Origin of the sequence: Oscillibacter sp. PEA192 (assembly GCF_003574015.1) — a bacterium.
GTDB lineage: Bacteria > Bacillota > Clostridia > Oscillospirales > Oscillospiraceae > Oscillibacter > Oscillibacter welbionis.
In genome coordinates this window covers 2,350,882-2,365,828 of the sequence record NZ_AP018532.1, presented here as the reverse complement: position 1 = coordinate 2,365,828, position 14,947 = coordinate 2,350,882, and the positions used below count along the sequence as shown (strand labels likewise).

Sequence of the window (14,947 nt, the reverse complement as noted above, 5' to 3'; positions counted from 1 at the left end):
TTTATGGAACAAAAACGCCCGGCAGATATATTTCAGGAGCTTCTGGACTACCTGTGGAACGGGCTGGGGCTGGAGGAAAAGGGCTGGAAGCGTCTGAAAAAGGGCAACTTCAAAAAGAGAACGAAAAACGGCCTGACCTACCTGATCTGGTTTGAGCGGAGCCGCTACAACTACATAGACTACGAAATCGGCCATGGAAATGTGGAGGTGGGATTCAGCTGCATCATTAAGCAGGGGGATGACTTTCTCTACTCTTTCAAAATAGAACCGATAACAGGCGGTTCGTTCTTCCGGATGCTGACAGAGGACCTGCGGTTGGATACCGGGTTGCTGGACACTTTTCTGCCCTTAATCAAAGCCCGCTACCTTGACTTTATCGACCGCTTTGAGGAGGACCCGGCAGAGGCGTTACAGCCGGTCTGCGCCCCCTTTACCCAGCCGGAGGATTACAGTTGGCGTATTCATGTGGAGGAGCAGGCGGTGGAAAGATACGGAACACCAGAGCAGCTGGCGGAGTACCGCCGTCAGGCGGAATTGCGTGGAACGCCGGAAAGCAAGGTGCGCCGGTGGATGGGGATGCAAATCTTCTATTTCTCCCATGCTGGCGATGTGGACCATGCTTGGGCCGCCAGCCGCTCCGTGGAGGAATTGGACGTGGTCGTGGGAAACCATGTCCAGGCCAAGAAGCAGTATGACACTTGGACGGAGGAGGACGAAGCGGGCTATCAGATCTACCTTCAGGAGCAGGACATGGAAAAGCGGACTTATCGGGCTTGGTATCTAATCGCCAATCCCCGAAAGCTGCCCAAGGAAATCGTTAATCAGGAACTGGCGTTTCGGTTCAAGCTGTTCCCTGACAAAATGGATAAAAAGAAATGAATGGTATTATTATTCTGGTTTGTGGTCTGCTGCTTCTCTTGGCCATAAAACTGCTGATAGAGCGCAACTTCATCGGATTGGTTCTATTTAGTGTGGCTCTTTTTTTGATTTTTGGAGTAACCCCGCATACAAAGTAGCGATCGCCCGTTGTTACATGGTCTGCTGCTATAAGGAGGACAAAAATGAGTAATCAAGTGTTCCGGCAAAACCTGGATGACAAAAAAGGGCCCCAGCCCGGCGGCCCCTATCTCATTCAAATGCTGTTCAAAGAGCCGGTAGACATGCCGGACAAGGATGAGATGACCGCTGTGATGAAAAAGCACATCGGCGCGGTAGAGTGTTTCTGCCGTGATAAAAAGATGGCAGGCTTTGCTGCCCTGGATCATATCGCGGAATTTCAGGACGGCAAATGCCCGGTGCAGCTGATGGTGATGGGATGTGACAAATTCAAGGGCAAGGGCTTCGATGCGTTCCTTATGAGCCAGATGTGGGACTGCCGGGAGGACCGAGAGCGAATCTTTCGGGAGTGCCGGTATCAGGTCGTGGCCACTGATATGCTGGCGGCGGCGCTTCCGGCCCTGGAGAGGGCCAACCTGGACGCCGACTTCGTGGAGGCCCTGGCAGAGCTGTACCCCACCTGTGAGGCGTTCTATTTCCAGAACTGCGGCAAGCTCTTGCTGGCGGAATATGTGCGTTCCCACCAGATCGAGGGCTCGGACCGCTTCATCCGATTTGGTGTCAATGTCCGCTTCTTCAACATTGAGGGCACCGAGGATATGCTCATCGACACAGTGGGCATGAACACCCTGTTCCTGCCGGACCTCCAGTACCACTTCCATAGCATGGATCCCAACTGGGTAGTGAACCACGCCTATAATGCGGCGTCGTACATACTGGAGCATGATAACCCCATTGGGGATGGGGAAACGATTGACGGCATAGAGAATGGCCGGATGAGCCGGGAGATTCAGTGGAAGTGCCAGTACGAGGATGCCCTGATCCAGCCGCCCAGGGGAGTGGTGGACATCCATATGGGCGACTATGCTTCCGGAAAACGCTGAACGGATAGAATGACTGCATGTACAGCCGGAGAAAATGTTTGCTCCCCTTAAGCGGATTTTACATTCAGCGGGTTATCTTGGCTATTGTATGATAGAAAATAACAGGAGAGAGTACACAGCTGATGTGTGGATGAACGCATCGGGGGGAGCCGATTTATGAGAAAGAACATTTCCCCACAGCATATTGTGGGGGGCGTCGGGACTGCGCAGCCGCGTGACTTCCTGCGCTGCGGATAAGGGAGGAGTGATCGATTTGCATCCAGAAGAATGCCTGATCTGCAAGGCACCGCTGGAATATCTGGTCCGGGACGAGGACATGGAGTGCGCCATCTGCCATAAAAAGGAATCCAGCAAGACCCGGTGCGTCAACGGCCATTATGTTTGCAATGACTGCCATACCCAGGGCATGGACACCATCTTCGGCCTGTGCTTGGCGGAGACTTCCGCCGACCCCGCCGCTATCCTCCGCCGGATGATGGACCTGTCCTTCTGCCATATGCACGGGCCAGAGCACCATGTGATGGTGGGAGCGGCGCTGCTCACCGCCTATAAAAATGCCGGGGGCAAGTTGGACCTGGAGAGCGCTCTCCGGGAGATGTACAGCCGGGGCAAAGCTGTCCCCGGCGGGGCCTGCGGCTTCTGGGGCGCCTGCGGGGCGGGGATCAGCGCGGGGCAGTTCCTGGCCATCGCCACGGCATCCACGCCCCTGGCCCGGGAGCCCTGGGGATTGAGCAATCAGATGACCGCCCGGGCCCTGGACAGCATCGGCAAGGTGGGTGGCCCCCGGTGCTGCAAACGGGATTCCTGGCTGGCCGTCCAGGCTGCCGTGGACTTTGTCCGGGAGCACCTGGGGGTGGAGATGCAGCACAGCGTGCCCGTCTGCTCTTACAGTGCCCGAAACAGCCAGTGCATCGGAAAACGCTGCCCCTTCTCGGCGGCAAAGCAAAGGGCTCTCGAGGCGAAAACAGCCCCGAGTTTCTGAAAGGCCAGAAGCTCCGGGACATACTTGTTTTTCCGGAGAATCTGCTCCATAGGGGTCCCTTGGGCAGCTCGTCCACCAGCTTGCCCAGATACCGGATATCCCGTATCAGCAGGTCCCATACCCGGACACCGCAGACCTTGTCGGTGATGAGGGCACGGTCAGGATTCATGGCGGGGGCACGTTGAAAAAAGTGAGCGCAGGTGACGCTGGACCGCTCCAGCCGGGCGAGGTCCGCCAGCGTGTACCCGGTGAGACAGGCAGTTACCTGGTCCACCTCCGCCCGGGTGCGGCCCTTTTTCACTTATGATGGATACAAGATCAGCCTGGGCAAGGAGGGCAGGAAATGAACCTGAAGGAGGCCCTCGTTTCCGGAACAGGCTGCAGGTCCTGACGGAAGAGCGGCCGCCCGGGGCGCCGCTGCTTGAGGCGAGGGGTGATAATCCCTCCTGAAATGCACAGACTATTTCTGCTCTTTGGATGTGAAGGGGCGGGTGGATTGGAGACCTTAGCAGATTATCTGGCGCAGGCGAAAGCGCCGCAGCGCCGCGTCCGTATGGCGGAGGTGCTGGAGTGGGCGGAACGGACGTTTTCCGGCCTGGAGCTCAGGGTTGCATGGAACCAGCCTGTGTTCACAGATCATGGGACGTTCATCGTCGGGATCAGCGTCTCCGCCGGGCATCTGGCCGTTTCTCCGGGGCGGGCTTGGAGGGCTTTTTCCGGGAAATCGCCCGGGGCGGCTATGCCGGGGCAAAATGCTGTTCCGCATCCCGTGGGAGAGGGACGTGGATTACACGCTGCTGCGCCGGATGATCGCCTTCAACCGCACCGAAAAGGCCCACTGCAAGACTTTTTGGCGGGGGAAGGCATGACGACCTGGATACCTTGGCGGGCCAGGGCGCTACTTGCCGGAATCTACCTGCCCGGTCCGACACCAGGGGCGCGCTTTGCCCGGCCGCTCCCGCCGGATCTGGCCCGCTGAGGCGGAAGTCCGCGGAACAAACTGCGGCCCCCGGCCCGTGCCGGATGGGGAAAACGCCTTGTATAAGCAGGGGGCAAGCGCGGCACTGGACGGAAAACCTGCGGAACCATGCGGGCGGCAGTGCGCCGCCCGGTCAAAGGAGGACGACCCATGCCCAACCGGCTGCAATTTGAACAATCCCCGTATCTGCTCCAGCACCGGGAAAATCCCGTGGACTGGCGGCCCTGGGGGAGCGAGGCATTCCAGACCGCACGGGAGGAGGACAAGCCGGTGTTCCTCAGCATCGGCTACTCCACCTGCCACTGGTGCCACGTCATGGCCCATGAGTCCTTTGAGGACGAGACGGTGGCGGAGGCGATCAACCGGGATTTTATCCCGATCAAAGTCGACCGGGAGGAGCGCCCGGATGTGGACGCGGTCTATATGGCCGCCTGCGTGGCTATGACAGGCTCCGGCGGATGGCCGCTGACGGTGCTGCTCACGCCGGAGCAGGAGCCCTTCTGGGCGGGGACGTACCTCCCCAGACAGGCGCTGCTGTCCCTGCTGCAGCAGGCGGCGCGCCTGTGGCGGGAAGATAGGGGCAGTCTGCTGACCGCCGGAGAGGCGCTGACCGACCGGCTCAGGGAAGCGGAGGGCGCAGGCACCGGCTTTCCAGACCGGGCACTGGCAGGCATGGCGGCGGGCCTTTACGCCCGGAGTTTTGACACCCGCTGGGGCGGCTTCGGGCACGCGCCAAAATTCCCCACGCCTCATAATCTGATCTTCCTGCTCCGGTACGCCCGGCGCACAGGGGAGTCCCAGGCCGGGGCCATGGCGGAGCAGACGCTGGAGAGCATGTACCGAGGCGGCCTGTTCGACCATGTGGGCGGCGGCTTTGCCCGGTACTCTACCGATGAAATGTGGCTGGTGCCCCACTTTGAAAAGATGCTCTATGACAACGCCCTGCTGGCACTGGCCTATACGGAGGCCTATCAGCAGACCCGGCGCCCGCTCTATGGGGAGATCGTCCGCCGCACGCTGGATTACGTCCTGCGGGAGCTGCGTGATTTTCAGGGCGGATTCTACTGCGGACAGGACGCGGACAGCGAGGGCGAGGAGGGGAAATACTATGTATTCACCGAAGGCGAGCTGAGAGACCTGCTGGGACCGGAGGACGCAGAGGCGTTCTGCGGCTGGTACGGCGTCACCGAGACGGGGAACTTTGCGGGGAAAAATATCCTCAACCTAATCGGCCGGGAACAGGTCCAGCGGGAGCCGGTGCGCATCAGGCCCCTGCGGGAGAGGGTGTATGCCTACCGCTTGGAACGGACCTGCCTCCACAGGGACGACAAGGTGCTTGCCGCATGGAATGGACTGATGATTGCGGCCCTGGCCCGGGCGGGACTGGCCCTGGATGAGCCCCGCTATCGGGACGCCGCCGTGGGAGCCGCGGCATTTTTGAAGCGGAGCCTCACAGAGGAAAACGGTCGTCTGCTGGCCAGATGGCGGGCGGGGCAGGCGGCCCACCCCGGAAAGCTGGATGATTACGCCTTCTGCGCCTGGGGCTTGCTGGAACTCTACGGCGTGACCTTCCGGACCGCCTATCTGGCGGAGGCCGGGGACCTGACGGCACGGCTGCTGGAGCAGTTTTTTGACGGGAAAAACGGCGGGTTTTACCCCTACGCGGCGGATGGGGAACAGCTCATCACCCGGACAAAGGAGACCTATGACGGGGCCATGCCGTCGGGCAATGCGGCAGCGGCGCTGGTTCTCTCCCGCCTGGCCCGCCTCACCGGGGAGGCCCGCTGGCGGACCGCCGCCGATCTGCAGCTGGGCTATCTGGCTGGGGCCACCCGGACCTATCCCGCCGGACACGGTTTTGCCATGCTGGTGTTTCTGGAGGAGCTGTGGCCCTCGGCGGAGCTGGTCTGCGCGGCCCGGACCATGCCGGAGGAGTTGGCGGCTTTTCTGCGGGAGGCCTCCAGGCCCGAACTGACGGTGCTGGTGAAAACGCCGGAGACGGCAAAGCCGCTGGAGGAGCTTGCCCCCTTCACGGAGGCCTATCCGATTCCGGAGACAGGCGTCCGGTACTATCTATGCCGGAACGGCGCCTGTGCCCGGCCGGTGGACAGTATTTCAGAAGTCAGACGGCTGCTGGAACAGAACTGAGGATCCTGCCCAAAGGGCTCCGCCGGACCGCGCGGTTTGCCGCATGACAGGTTCCTTTTCCGTGGCCTGCCGCTCTGCAAAACAAGGATACAAAAACTGCCCGGAGGAATCTGTTCCATCAGATACTCCGGGCAGCTGTGTTCTTTTCAGGCCGCCTGCATCCCGGATGCCTGCATTTTGAACGGGATGGGCATATATGCGGGAGGACTTCAGCCGTTCTCTGCCGCATTTCTTCGATCAGGCGCCGCCTGCCAGATATTCTTCCGCCATGTGGACCGCCATGGCCCCATCGGCCACGGCCGTCACTACCTGGCGCAGCGGCTTCGTCCGTACATCGCCCACGGCATAGACGCCGGGGAGATTGGTCCTTGTGGTTTCGTCCGCCGTCACATAGCCGCCGGCATCCAGCTCCAGCTGGCCTTTCACCAGCTCCGTGGCCGGCTTTCTGCCGACGCTGATGAAGAGCCCGTCGCAGGGAAGGACGGATTCCGCCCCGGTCTGCACATCCCGCAGCCGGATGCCGGTCAGCTTCTCTTCGTGCAGCAGCTCCGTAACAGTGCTGTTCCAGCGGAATTCCACGTTCTCTGCCTGTATCAGTGGCTCGTGGTAGATCTTCGTGGCCCGCAGCTGGTCCCTGCGGTGCACCAGGACCACCCTTTCGGCGATACGGCTCAAAAGCAGGGCGTCGCCGGCGGCGGAATTCCCGCCGCCCACCACGGCGACCGTTTTGCCCTTGTAGCGCATCCCGTCGCAGGCGGCACAGTAGGCCACACCCCGGCCCACCAGGGCCTCCTCGCCTGCAAGGCCCAGCTCCCTGGGATTGGCTCCGGTGGCAAGGATTACCGTCCTGGCATAAAAGGTCCCCTCGCTGGTCTTCAGCGCCTTGGGGGCAGCGGTCAGTTCCATGCGCTCCACCTGTGCGTACGCTGTCTGCGCACCGAACCGCTCTGCCTGCCGCTGCATCTTCTCCGCCAGGGTGAAGCCGTCGATCCCGTCCTCATAGCCGGGATAGTTGTCGATCTCCTCCGTCAGGGCCATCTGCCCGCCTGCCGAGAGTTTCTCCAGCACCAGTGTATCCAGCCCGGCCCTGGCTGCATAGAGCGCCGCCGTATAGCCGCCCGGCCCGCCGCCCACCACGATCATGTCGTAGACACGAGTTTCGCCCATGGATTCCGCCTCCTTACTTCGCCATAGCCTCCTGGATGAACTGGTCGATGGCCGCTTTGGACCCGGGGTTGACGATAGAATCCACGGCTTTCCCGTCCCGATACAGGACCAGCGTAGGAATGACCTCGATCTGCGCCGCCTCGGCCAGCGCGGCCTCCTCGTCGATGTTTACCTTCGCCACGGTGAGACGGTCGCCGTATTCGTCCGCGATCTTCTCATACGCGGGCCCGATCCGGCGGCAGTAGCCGCACCAGGGAGCCCAGAAATCCACCAGGATGGGCTTGCCGCCCTCTGCCATCTGCTGGAATTGTTCCTTGTTTAGATTGATAGCCGCCATGCTGGTCAGCTCCTTTCCTTGGTTTGGTCCTAGTATAACCGAAAGTCCGCGATTTTTCTGTGACGACATCACCCAAAACACGGGATTTTCCGAAAAGCGGGCCGGTTGACAGCAAAGCTCCTGTCAACTATACTGAGAACACGATGAGGAGGGACACGGAATGACCTTTCAGGACTATTTTCCCATCTGGAACAAGCTCCAAACAGACCAGCAGGACCGGATCCGCAGCAATCTGAATTTCCGAACCGTGAAGAAGGGGACGATCCTGCACAACGGGGACATGGACTGCACCGGACTCCTCCTGGTGAAGGCGGGGCAGCTCCGGGCCTATATCCTCTCTGATGAGGGGCGGGAGATCACCATTTACCGCCTGTTCGACCGGGATCTGTGCCTGTTCTCTGCGTCCTGCATCATGCGCTCCATCCAGTTTGAGGTCACCATCCAGGCGGAGAAGGACACGGACCTCTGGGTCATTCCCGCGGAGGTCTACCAGGACATCATGGAGACGTCGGCGCCTGTGGCCAACTACACCAACGAGCTGATGGCCAGCCGGTTCTCCGAGGTCATGTGGCTGATGGAGCAGGTCATGTGGAAGAGCCTGGACAAGCGGGTGGCGGCCTTTCTGCTGGAGGAGGCTTCCATCGAGGGGAGCAGCGTGCTGAAGATCACCCATGAGGCCATTGCCAATCACCTGGGCACCCACCGGGAGGTGATTACCAGGATGCTGCGCTATTTTCAGAGCGAGGGCATGGTGCGGCTCTCCCGGGGCATGGTCCGGCTCCTTGATGAGGACAGGCTGCGGCAGTTGCAGGATTGAGCCGCGTGATACGGCACGGTCATGTGCGGCTGTTCCTTGCTTTGCAGATCAGCTGTGTCATGGTGCCCATGGGGCAGTAGACACACCAGCTGCGGGGCTTGAACAGCACCATGGTGATTAGCCCCAAGACTGTGGATGTGAGCATGACGCCGTAGAAGCCGAAGGCGAACTGCGCCACGCCGGGATGGAAAAGGGTGCCGTGGTAGGCCCAGTTCCAGGGCAGCTTGAAGGTCCACAGCAGGGTGACCGCCTGCCCCAGATCCCGCACACCGGCGAACACCAAATAGGTGTTCCACAGCATCAGAAAGAACATGGCGAAGAAAAAGGCGAGAAATCCGTATCGGAACGCCTTGCTTTTCATCCATTTGGGGATGTCTTTCCTGCGGGACAGCCCGAAGCGCCCGCCCAGCAGCCCAAACAGCTGGCCCCGGCCGCAGTAGCGGTTGCAGTAGCTCTTGGTCCCGCTGACCACGGAGATGATGAGGGGGATGAAGAAGCACAGCAGGCCCAGCCAGGCAAACAGAATGTTGAAAAATCCCAGCAGGAGGTACAGGAGCGAAGCGATCCACAGATAGTCGTACCAGTGCTTCTTCATGCCTCTACCTCCCGGATTTTGATGACGCTGGCCGGACACTCCCTGGCGCACTTGCCGCAGCCCACGCATTTGTCCTGCCGGACCTGGGCCATAACGCCCCGCACGATCTCAATGGCCTGCAGGGGACAGACCTTCACACAGCAGCCGCAGGCCACACAGGCTGACGGGTCCACCACGGCTCTGCGCCGCTTTTTCACGGAATTCATAGCATGCCTCCCTAAATTGAGTGGGTTCATCATACCGCATATCTATGAATTGCACCGTGATGAAATCACAAATGCCGCAGGCAGAATAGCACCGCACGCACCGGCCTAAACGGGATGCGGGGAAGGTGAGGGCACGTCCGGGGCTTGTGCCTTGGAGGGACAGCTGTGAGGAAGGTCATCTGTTTCGCCGATTCCAGCACCTGGGGCTACGATCCCCGGTCCCGGCTGGGCGGGCGCTGTGCCCCGGGCAGCTGATGGGTGGACATCCTGGCGGCCGAAACCGGATGGGTGTTGGGCAACTGGGGCGCCAACGGCCGGGAGCTCCCCGACGCGGCACCTGACATTCCGGCGGACACCGACCTGCTGATCGTGATGCTGGGCACCAATGACCTTTTGCAGGGCCGCAGGCCCAAGGCCACGGCGGAGCGGATGGAGCGATTCCTGACCGGCCTGGAGCTGGCACGGGGGAAGATCCCTCTGTTCGCGTTGCCGTCCCGGTCCCCGGGGGAATGGGTGCCGGGCCAAATGCTCATTGCCGCTTCCCGGACCTTCGCCGGGTGCTGCCGGACCCTTGCCGGGCGGTGGAACGTCTCCCCGGCCTATGACGGTGTGCCACTTCGCGGAGCAGGGGCACAGGGCCCTTGCCGCCGGGATTTCGCCCCATGAAACGCATCGTTCCCCGGCACCGTGCGCCTGCTGGAGGGAACCATCAATGGGAGAACCGGTGCCGCCCAGAGCGGGCCGCTGCGGCTCCGGCGGGATATGGGGATATCAGCAAATCCGGCAGGGGGCTTATGGAGCGCTGCCCCGAGCATTGACGGCGGGAGCCTTTCGCGCAGACGCGCACGGAAACGAGACAAGGAGGAGCACCATGCGGATTCTGATGCTGGGCAACAGCCTCACCTCTGCCCAAGATATGCCGGACATTCTGGCGGAACTGACCGGGGCGGAAGTGGTCTGCCATACCCGGGGCGGGGCCCGGCTGTCCGAGCATCTGAACCCGAACACCCGGCTGGGCGCCCGAACGCAGGCGGCGCTTGCAAAGGAGCAGTGGGACTATGTGGTGCTGCAGGAAATGAGCCACGGCCCCATCACCGCTCCCGGGAGCTTTTTCGCCAGCGTGGAGCGGCTCTGCCGGCAGATCCGGGAGAACGGGGCCATCCCGGTGCTCTATGCCACCTGGGCCTATCAGAAGGGTGGGGCCCGGCTGTCGGCCAAGGGATGGGACTATGGTGGGATGGCCCGGAACCTGTCCGCGGCGTACCGCAGGGCGGCGGAGGAAAACCGCGCCCTGCTTGCCGACGTGGGGCGGCGGTTTTACCAGCTGCCCGGCACGCAGGACCTCTACGCCGCCGATGGCGTCCACCCCAGCGGGCAGGGGGCCCGCATTGCGGCGGAGACCATAGCGGCGGCGATTCAACGACACAAGGAGGACCCATCATGATTCGGGACATCTGCAAAGACCAGGCATTTCTGGCCCAAAAGGCCGAGCCCGCCTCTCCGGAGGACCTGCCGGTGGCGGCGGATCTGCTGGAGACACTGGAAGTCCACAGGGACGGCTGCGTAGGTATGGCGGCCAACATGATCGGCGTGAACAAGCGCATCATCGCCTTCGACAACCAGGGCGGCTATATGGTCATGTTCAATCCGGAGATCGTGAAAAGGGCCGGCCCCTATGAGGCGGAGGAGGGGTGCCTGTCCCTCTCCGGCACCCGCAGAGCCCGGCGGTGGGAGTCCATCAAGGTCCGCTGGCAGAACGAAAAATTCCAGGAGCGGATCAAGACCTTCACCGGCTGGACGGCCCAGATTATCCAGCACGAGATCGACCACTGCGAGGGCATTATCATCTGAGGGGGAGGGGAAACCTATGAAACTTGCCATTCTCTCCGACACCCACGGCCTGCTGCGGCCGGAGGTCACGGAGCATCTAAAGACCGCCGACGCCATCCTCCATGGCGGAGATATCAACAGGCAGAGCATCGTGGATGAGCTGCGGCAGTATGCGCCGCTGTACATCGTCCGGGGCAACAACGACAAGGACTGGGCGGAGGCCATCCCGCACGATCTCACCGTTACCCTGGGCGGCGTGACCTTTTTCATGGTCCACAACAGAAAGGAGGTCCCGGCGGACCTGGCCGGTGTGGACGCGGTGGTGTTCGGCCACTCCCACAAGTACGTGCAGGAGGAGAAAGGCGGCGTCCTCTGGCTCAACCCGGGCTCCTGCGGCCCTCGGCGGTTCCATCAGGAGATCACCATGATGACGGCGGAGGCGGAGGATGGGAAGATCCGGGTGGAGAAGGTCATCATCCCCCACGGGACGGCGTGAGAACGGCGGGAAGACTGCTTCTCACCGGCGGTTCCGCCGTCTGCGGGGGCGGGGCGGCGCACCCCGGGCGGGGGAGGGGACAGGGCATTGACAACCGCCTGGCACAGGCAGTTCTGCCCTGAGATGGGGGCCGGCTTTGGCGGCGCACCGGGGATGCGGCGGCTCAAACAGACTCCGCCGGGCCGGAGTTCCGGAGCGTGCCGCTGCGGCGGCCCGCTTGCTGAAAGCCGGGGAACCGGCAGTGTATTCGAATTCTTGCAGACCTCACAGCTGCACACAAGCCGGCGCGGCCTGAAATCACTTGATTTCAGGCCGCGCTTCTCTGTCCATAGCGGGGGGCCTTCCATACGCCGCCGTGCATACTGTGCGGCCCCGGGGCTTCAGCCCACGATGCGCAGGAGCTCATCCAAGTCACGGACGGCGCCGCACATCACCTCTCCGCCGCTGACCGCGGCGAAGTGTGCGCGGGCGCACTGGAGTTTCGCCGCCTCCACGCCCTGGGGCTGTGGGGCCCTGCCGCTGGTCTCTGCCACGAAATAGACGGGATCCCCTGCGCGGTCCCGGAGGGCGATGGCCCAGTCGGGCGTGTACCGCCCCACCGGGGTGGGAATGAAGAAGGACTTGGGAAGTCGGACATATAATCTGACCGCCTCGCTGGCCTCCAGCGCCTCGGCAAAGGCCCGTTCCCTGTCGGTGTCACAGATCACATAGTCTGAGATCGAATGGGCGGCGGGCACGGCGGTGCACCCCAGCCTGCCCCGGCGGACGGCATTGGTGAAGAGGGCGGCGTCATACGACGCGTCCAGCCGGTGGTATGTGATGTGCCGGACGACGGCGGCCGCCTTCTCCCGGTTGATGAGCCTGGAGGCCTGGAGGAGGAAATCCTCCGGATTCAGGCGGAACATGGCAAATGTCTCAGGGGCTATGCCCTGGAGAATGGCTGCCGCAGTGGTACGGGTCAGGCCGGTTTCCTCCACCAGCCTGCCCACTAGGTCATACCGTACACCGCCCGGCGCCGGGGGACCGGCGGCCTGCACACGGCTTTCCCTGCGGCGGAAGGCCCGGCCCTGAAGCAGCTGTTCCCGGGACTGCAGCTGCGTCGCCTGCTCGCCATACACCGTCCGGACAGAGACGGGGGTCACCTGTAGATGCGCGTCCAGAGCCTGGATGACGTTCCCGATCAGCTCCCGGGTGTCAAAGGAGACGGTGTAGAAGGACTTGGGGCCGACCCGCGCCCAAAGGGAGCGGAACGCCTCGGTCTGCAGCTTCTCCGGGTCCGCCCGGGCGGTGACGTTGCCGCCGTGGGCGTTCTCCGCGGGGATGGCCCGGGGGGTATAGACGCCGGAGAGGACTTGCGCCACGGCGGCGCTGAGGTCCTGAAGGCTTCCGCCCAGCCGGACGGCACCCCGGTCCCGGTCCGCAAAGAAGCTGCCGGTGAGGACGCGGTCCTTCACATAGCCCTGTTTCCGGAGAGCGGCACAGATCTCATCTGCCAGCTCCCGCGTCACCCGGACCCGTGCCCCGGTGGTGCCAGTGAGGAGCCTGCCGGCAAACAGGCCCGGCTCCACCATCCGGGGGCGGCCGGCAAGGGACGCCGCCAGCCCCTGCTGCAGGGCCTCCGCGAATCTGCCGAACTCCATATCGGTGATGAGCGTCAGCTTGTTCAGCTCCTGCACCGCCCCGCCCAGGACGCTTTCGTCCATGCGTTCGCCCTCCTGATTGACACACAGGCGCAGACCGCGGCCGATCTCCTGGCGGCTGCGGATCTCCGACTCCGTCTGGGGCTTCAGCATACAGATCTGGAACACATTGGGGTTGTCCCACCCCTCCCGGAGGGCGGAGTGAGAGAAGAGGAACCGCACAGGTTCATCCAGGCTGAGCAGCCGCTCCTTGTCCCGCATGATCAGGTCATAGGCGTCCGCGTCGAAGGAGGTTCGGCTCTTGCGGTCGATCTTTCCCTCCACAAAGCGGGCCTGGCGGCCCTTCCGCCGGTCTACGGAGAAGTAGCCCTGGTGGGTCTCGCGGGCATCGATGCCGTCCAGATAGGCCCGGTACGCCGGGTCGTCGATCTCTCGCCGGAACGCCTCCGCCACGGCGACGTACTCCTCCTCAAACATTTTGGCGTACTCGCCGCTGCGGCCGCTGCCGCTGTCCCCGTCGTACAGGCGGTATTTGGACACCTCGTCGATGAAGAAGAGGGACAGCACTTTCACTCCCCTGGAATACAGCTCCCGTTCCCGGCGGAGGTGGGTGCGGATGGTCTCCCGAATCTGCACCCGGCGCTGGAGAGCTGTCCGCTCCTCGCCGCCGCTGAACTGACCGGCATATAGCTTCAGGCCGTTGAGAAAGGTCACCGAGCTGTCCCGACCGTCGATCTCTGCCACCACATAGCGGTCGGCGTATTCGGCCAGGCCGTTGGACGCCGCGAACAGATCCGCCTTCCGGCGCAGCTGTTTCACCACCGTCCGAATGCCGGACGCCCCTTTGACCTCAAAACCGATCCGGGCGGCGGGGGCCCTGTCCCGGCTCAGGTCCACGCCCTCCAGATAGACAAAGCCGCCAGCGGCGGGGGAGGATGTGAAGGTCACCCCCAGGGCGGCGATCCGTTTCACCAGATGCCGGTTATAGGCGTCCAGGGCGTCCAGACGGTACACCATGTTGTACGCCTCCCGGTGGGTGGCGGAGTAGCGCAGGGTGAACAGGGCGTTGAACTTGCGCAGGCTCTCCCGAGTCTGGCGGCCCTCCACGCTCTGGGGCTCGTCAATGATGAGAATAGGCCGGGTGGCCGCGATGACGTCGATGGGGCGGCGGCCCCGGAAGCTGTCCGGCCGCTGGTCGATGATCCGCTGGTTCCTGCCCGAGTTGAACGCCTGCATGTTGATAATCATGACCTGAATGGCGCTGTCGGAGGCGAAGCGGTCCACCTGGGCGAGGCGGTCGGAGTTGTAGATGAAAAACCGCAGCCGCCTGCCGTACTCCCCGGCGAAGTGCTCCTGGGTCGTCTGCAGGGAACGGTAGACGCCCTCCCGGACGGCCACCGACGGAACCACGATGATGAACCGGCTCCAGCCGTAGAGGGCGTTTAGCTCGTAGATGGTTTTCACATAGGTATAGGTCTTGCCGGTGCCGGTCTCCATCTCCACGGACAGGTTGATCCCCGGCCCGGCCAGGGCCTTGGACAGAGGCAATCCGACGCGCCGCTGGACCGCGTGCAGATTTTTCAGGATCCGGGCGTCGGTCAGCTCCGGAGCCAGGGGTTGGTTGCACAGGCCGGTGCCGGTCCCTGCCAGGGACAGCGGCCTGTCGGCCGCGGCGCCCAGGCCCTGCCGGTGTGCCTGGGCGCACAGTGACTGGCCGCGGAACACATCGCAGACCGCTGCGGCCGCCTCCGCCTGAAAGGGCTGGTGCTTGAATTGGAGCTTCATGAGGTCACCTCCTTATGTCCGGTGC

At 62.7% G+C, this 14,947-nt stretch carries 15 protein-coding genes and 1 pseudogene; 10 read left to right on the top strand and 6 right to left on the bottom strand.

What is annotated here, in order from left to right; all coding sequences use genetic code 11:
* The first annotated feature begins 3 nt into the window (after positions 1 to 3).
* The 3 genes from DN611_RS11780 to DN611_RS11770 all read left to right on the top strand — a co-directional run bounded on the left by DN611_RS11780 (position 4) and on the right by DN611_RS11770 (position 2,922).
* Positions 4 to 879, top strand: coding sequence for a spondin (locus DN611_RS11780; protein WP_119311439.1), 876 nt, complete (start codon positions 4 to 6; stop codon positions 877 to 879).
* Between the two features lie 182 nt (positions 880 to 1,061).
* Complete coding sequence (locus DN611_RS11775; protein WP_119311438.1) at positions 1,062 to 1,940, top strand: DUF4261 domain-containing protein; 879 nt, start codon at positions 1,062 to 1,064, stop codon at positions 1,938 to 1,940.
* Positions 1,941 to 2,193: 253 nt separating this feature from the next.
* Positions 2,194 to 2,922: a DUF5714 domain-containing protein gene (locus DN611_RS11770; protein ID WP_036629430.1), complete on the top strand. Its 729-nt coding sequence runs from the start codon at positions 2,194 to 2,196 to the stop codon at positions 2,920 to 2,922.
* Between the two features lie 115 nt (positions 2,923 to 3,037).
* On the opposite strand, the pseudogene DN611_RS17030 reads toward DN611_RS11770, so the two are convergent.
* Positions 3,038 to 3,160: pseudogene (locus tag DN611_RS17030) on the bottom strand (DUF2200 family protein); the annotation flags it as partial.
* Here DN611_RS17030 and DN611_RS17025 point away from each other — a divergent pair.
* Together DN611_RS17025 and DN611_RS11755 are read left to right on the top strand one after the other, a co-directional pair.
* A complete protein-coding gene (locus tag DN611_RS17025; protein ID WP_021747654.1) occupies positions 3,123 to 3,269 on the top strand; it encodes a hypothetical protein in 147 nt (48 codons plus the stop codon). The pseudogene DN611_RS17030 and the gene DN611_RS17025 overlap by 38 nt on opposite strands.
* Before the next feature lie 782 nt (positions 3,270 to 4,051).
* On the top strand, positions 4,052 to 6,049 hold the full coding sequence (locus DN611_RS11755; protein ID WP_119311437.1) for a thioredoxin domain-containing protein: 1,998 nt from the start codon (positions 4,052 to 4,054) through the stop codon (positions 6,047 to 6,049).
* A 237-nt stretch (positions 6,050 to 6,286) separates the two neighbouring features.
* On the opposite strand, the gene trxB is transcribed toward DN611_RS11755, so the two are convergent.
* On the bottom strand, positions 6,287 to 7,216 hold the full coding sequence (gene trxB / locus DN611_RS11750) for a thioredoxin-disulfide reductase (protein ID WP_021747650.1): 930 nt from the start codon (positions 7,214 to 7,216) through the stop codon (positions 6,287 to 6,289).
* 13 nt (positions 7,217 to 7,229) lie between these two features.
* On the bottom strand, positions 7,230 to 7,553 hold the full coding sequence (gene trxA, locus DN611_RS11745) for a thioredoxin (protein ID WP_025543938.1): 324 nt from the start codon (positions 7,551 to 7,553) through the stop codon (positions 7,230 to 7,232).
* A 160-nt stretch (positions 7,554 to 7,713) separates the two neighbouring features.
* On the opposite strand from trxA, the gene DN611_RS11740 reads away from it, so the two are divergent.
* On the top strand, positions 7,714 to 8,370 hold the full coding sequence (locus tag DN611_RS11740; protein ID WP_021747648.1) for a Crp/Fnr family transcriptional regulator: 657 nt from the start codon (positions 7,714 to 7,716) through the stop codon (positions 8,368 to 8,370).
* A gap of 19 nt (positions 8,371 to 8,389) precedes the next feature.
* Here the strand turns inward: DN611_RS11740 and DN611_RS11735 are convergent, their stop codons facing one another.
* Together DN611_RS11735 and DN611_RS11730 are read right to left on the bottom strand one after the other, a co-directional pair.
* The gene (locus DN611_RS11735) at positions 8,390 to 8,965 is read right to left on the bottom strand and encodes a 4Fe-4S binding protein (RefSeq protein ID WP_119311436.1); all 576 of its coding nucleotides are present in this window, start codon (positions 8,963 to 8,965) and stop codon (positions 8,390 to 8,392) included.
* On the bottom strand, positions 8,962 to 9,171 hold the full coding sequence (locus DN611_RS11730) for an ATP-binding protein (RefSeq protein ID WP_025543941.1): 210 nt from the start codon (positions 9,169 to 9,171) through the stop codon (positions 8,962 to 8,964). Before DN611_RS11730 ends, DN611_RS11735 begins: the two co-directional genes overlap by 4 nt.
* A 258-nt stretch (positions 9,172 to 9,429) precedes the next feature.
* Here DN611_RS11730 and DN611_RS11725 point away from each other — a divergent pair, with 258 nt between their 5' ends.
* The 4 genes from DN611_RS11725 (at position 9,430) to DN611_RS11710 (ending at position 11,497) form a co-directional block, all read left to right on the top strand.
* Positions 9,430 to 9,837, top strand: a complete 408-nt coding sequence (locus DN611_RS11725; RefSeq protein ID WP_249390790.1) for an SGNH/GDSL hydrolase family protein — start codon at positions 9,430 to 9,432, stop codon at positions 9,835 to 9,837.
* A 205-nt stretch (positions 9,838 to 10,042) separates the two neighbouring features.
* Positions 10,043 to 10,615, top strand: coding sequence for an SGNH/GDSL hydrolase family protein (locus DN611_RS11720; protein WP_036629443.1), 573 nt, complete (start codon positions 10,043 to 10,045; stop codon positions 10,613 to 10,615).
* Positions 10,612 to 11,022, top strand: a complete 411-nt coding sequence (locus tag DN611_RS11715) for a peptide deformylase (RefSeq protein WP_119311435.1) — start codon at positions 10,612 to 10,614, stop codon at positions 11,020 to 11,022. The genes DN611_RS11720 and DN611_RS11715 overlap by 4 nt, the downstream gene beginning before the upstream one ends.
* Before the next feature lie 16 nt (positions 11,023 to 11,038).
* Complete coding sequence (locus DN611_RS11710) at positions 11,039 to 11,497, top strand: metallophosphoesterase family protein (RefSeq protein ID WP_021747642.1); 459 nt, start codon at positions 11,039 to 11,041, stop codon at positions 11,495 to 11,497.
* Between the two features lie 380 nt (positions 11,498 to 11,877).
* Here DN611_RS11710 and DN611_RS11705 read toward each other — a convergent pair whose 3' ends face one another.
* Positions 11,878 to 14,922, bottom strand: a complete 3,045-nt coding sequence (locus tag DN611_RS11705) for a restriction endonuclease (protein WP_119311434.1) — start codon at positions 14,920 to 14,922, stop codon at positions 11,878 to 11,880.
* Between the last annotated feature and the right edge of the window lie 25 nt (positions 14,923 to 14,947).

Excerpts from the sequence above, each read along its gene's own strand:
- DN611_RS11705 (WP_119311434.1), bottom strand. The coding sequence starts at position 14,922 with ATGAAGCTCCAATTCAAGCACCAGCCCTTTCAGGCGGAGGCGGCCGCA.
- trxA (WP_025543938.1), bottom strand. The coding sequence starts at position 7,553 with ATGGCGGCTATCAATCTAAACAAGGAACAATTCCAGCAGATGGCAGAG.
- DN611_RS11740 (WP_021747648.1), top strand. The coding sequence starts at position 7,714 with ATGACCTTTCAGGACTATTTTCCCATCTGGAACAAGCTCCAAACAGAC.
- DN611_RS11715 (WP_119311435.1), top strand. The coding sequence starts at position 10,612 with ATGATTCGGGACATCTGCAAAGACCAGGCATTTCTGGCCCAAAAGGCC.
- DN611_RS11735 (WP_119311436.1), bottom strand. The coding sequence starts at position 8,965 with ATGAAGAAGCACTGGTACGACTATCTGTGGATCGCTTCGCTCCTGTAC.
- DN611_RS11730 (WP_025543941.1), bottom strand. The coding sequence starts at position 9,171 with ATGAATTCCGTGAAAAAGCGGCGCAGAGCCGTGGTGGACCCGTCAGCC.
- DN611_RS11710 (WP_021747642.1), top strand. The coding sequence starts at position 11,039 with ATGAAACTTGCCATTCTCTCCGACACCCACGGCCTGCTGCGGCCGGAG.
- trxB (WP_021747650.1), bottom strand. The coding sequence starts at position 7,216 with ATGGGCGAAACTCGTGTCTACGACATGATCGTGGTGGGCGGCGGGCCG.
- DN611_RS11720 (WP_036629443.1), top strand. The coding sequence starts at position 10,043 with ATGCGGATTCTGATGCTGGGCAACAGCCTCACCTCTGCCCAAGATATG.
- DN611_RS11775 (WP_119311438.1), top strand. The coding sequence starts at position 1,062 with ATGAGTAATCAAGTGTTCCGGCAAAACCTGGATGACAAAAAAGGGCCC.
- DN611_RS11755 (WP_119311437.1), top strand. The coding sequence starts at position 4,052 with ATGCCCAACCGGCTGCAATTTGAACAATCCCCGTATCTGCTCCAGCAC.
- DN611_RS11780 (WP_119311439.1), top strand. The coding sequence starts at position 4 with ATGGAACAAAAACGCCCGGCAGATATATTTCAGGAGCTTCTGGACTAC.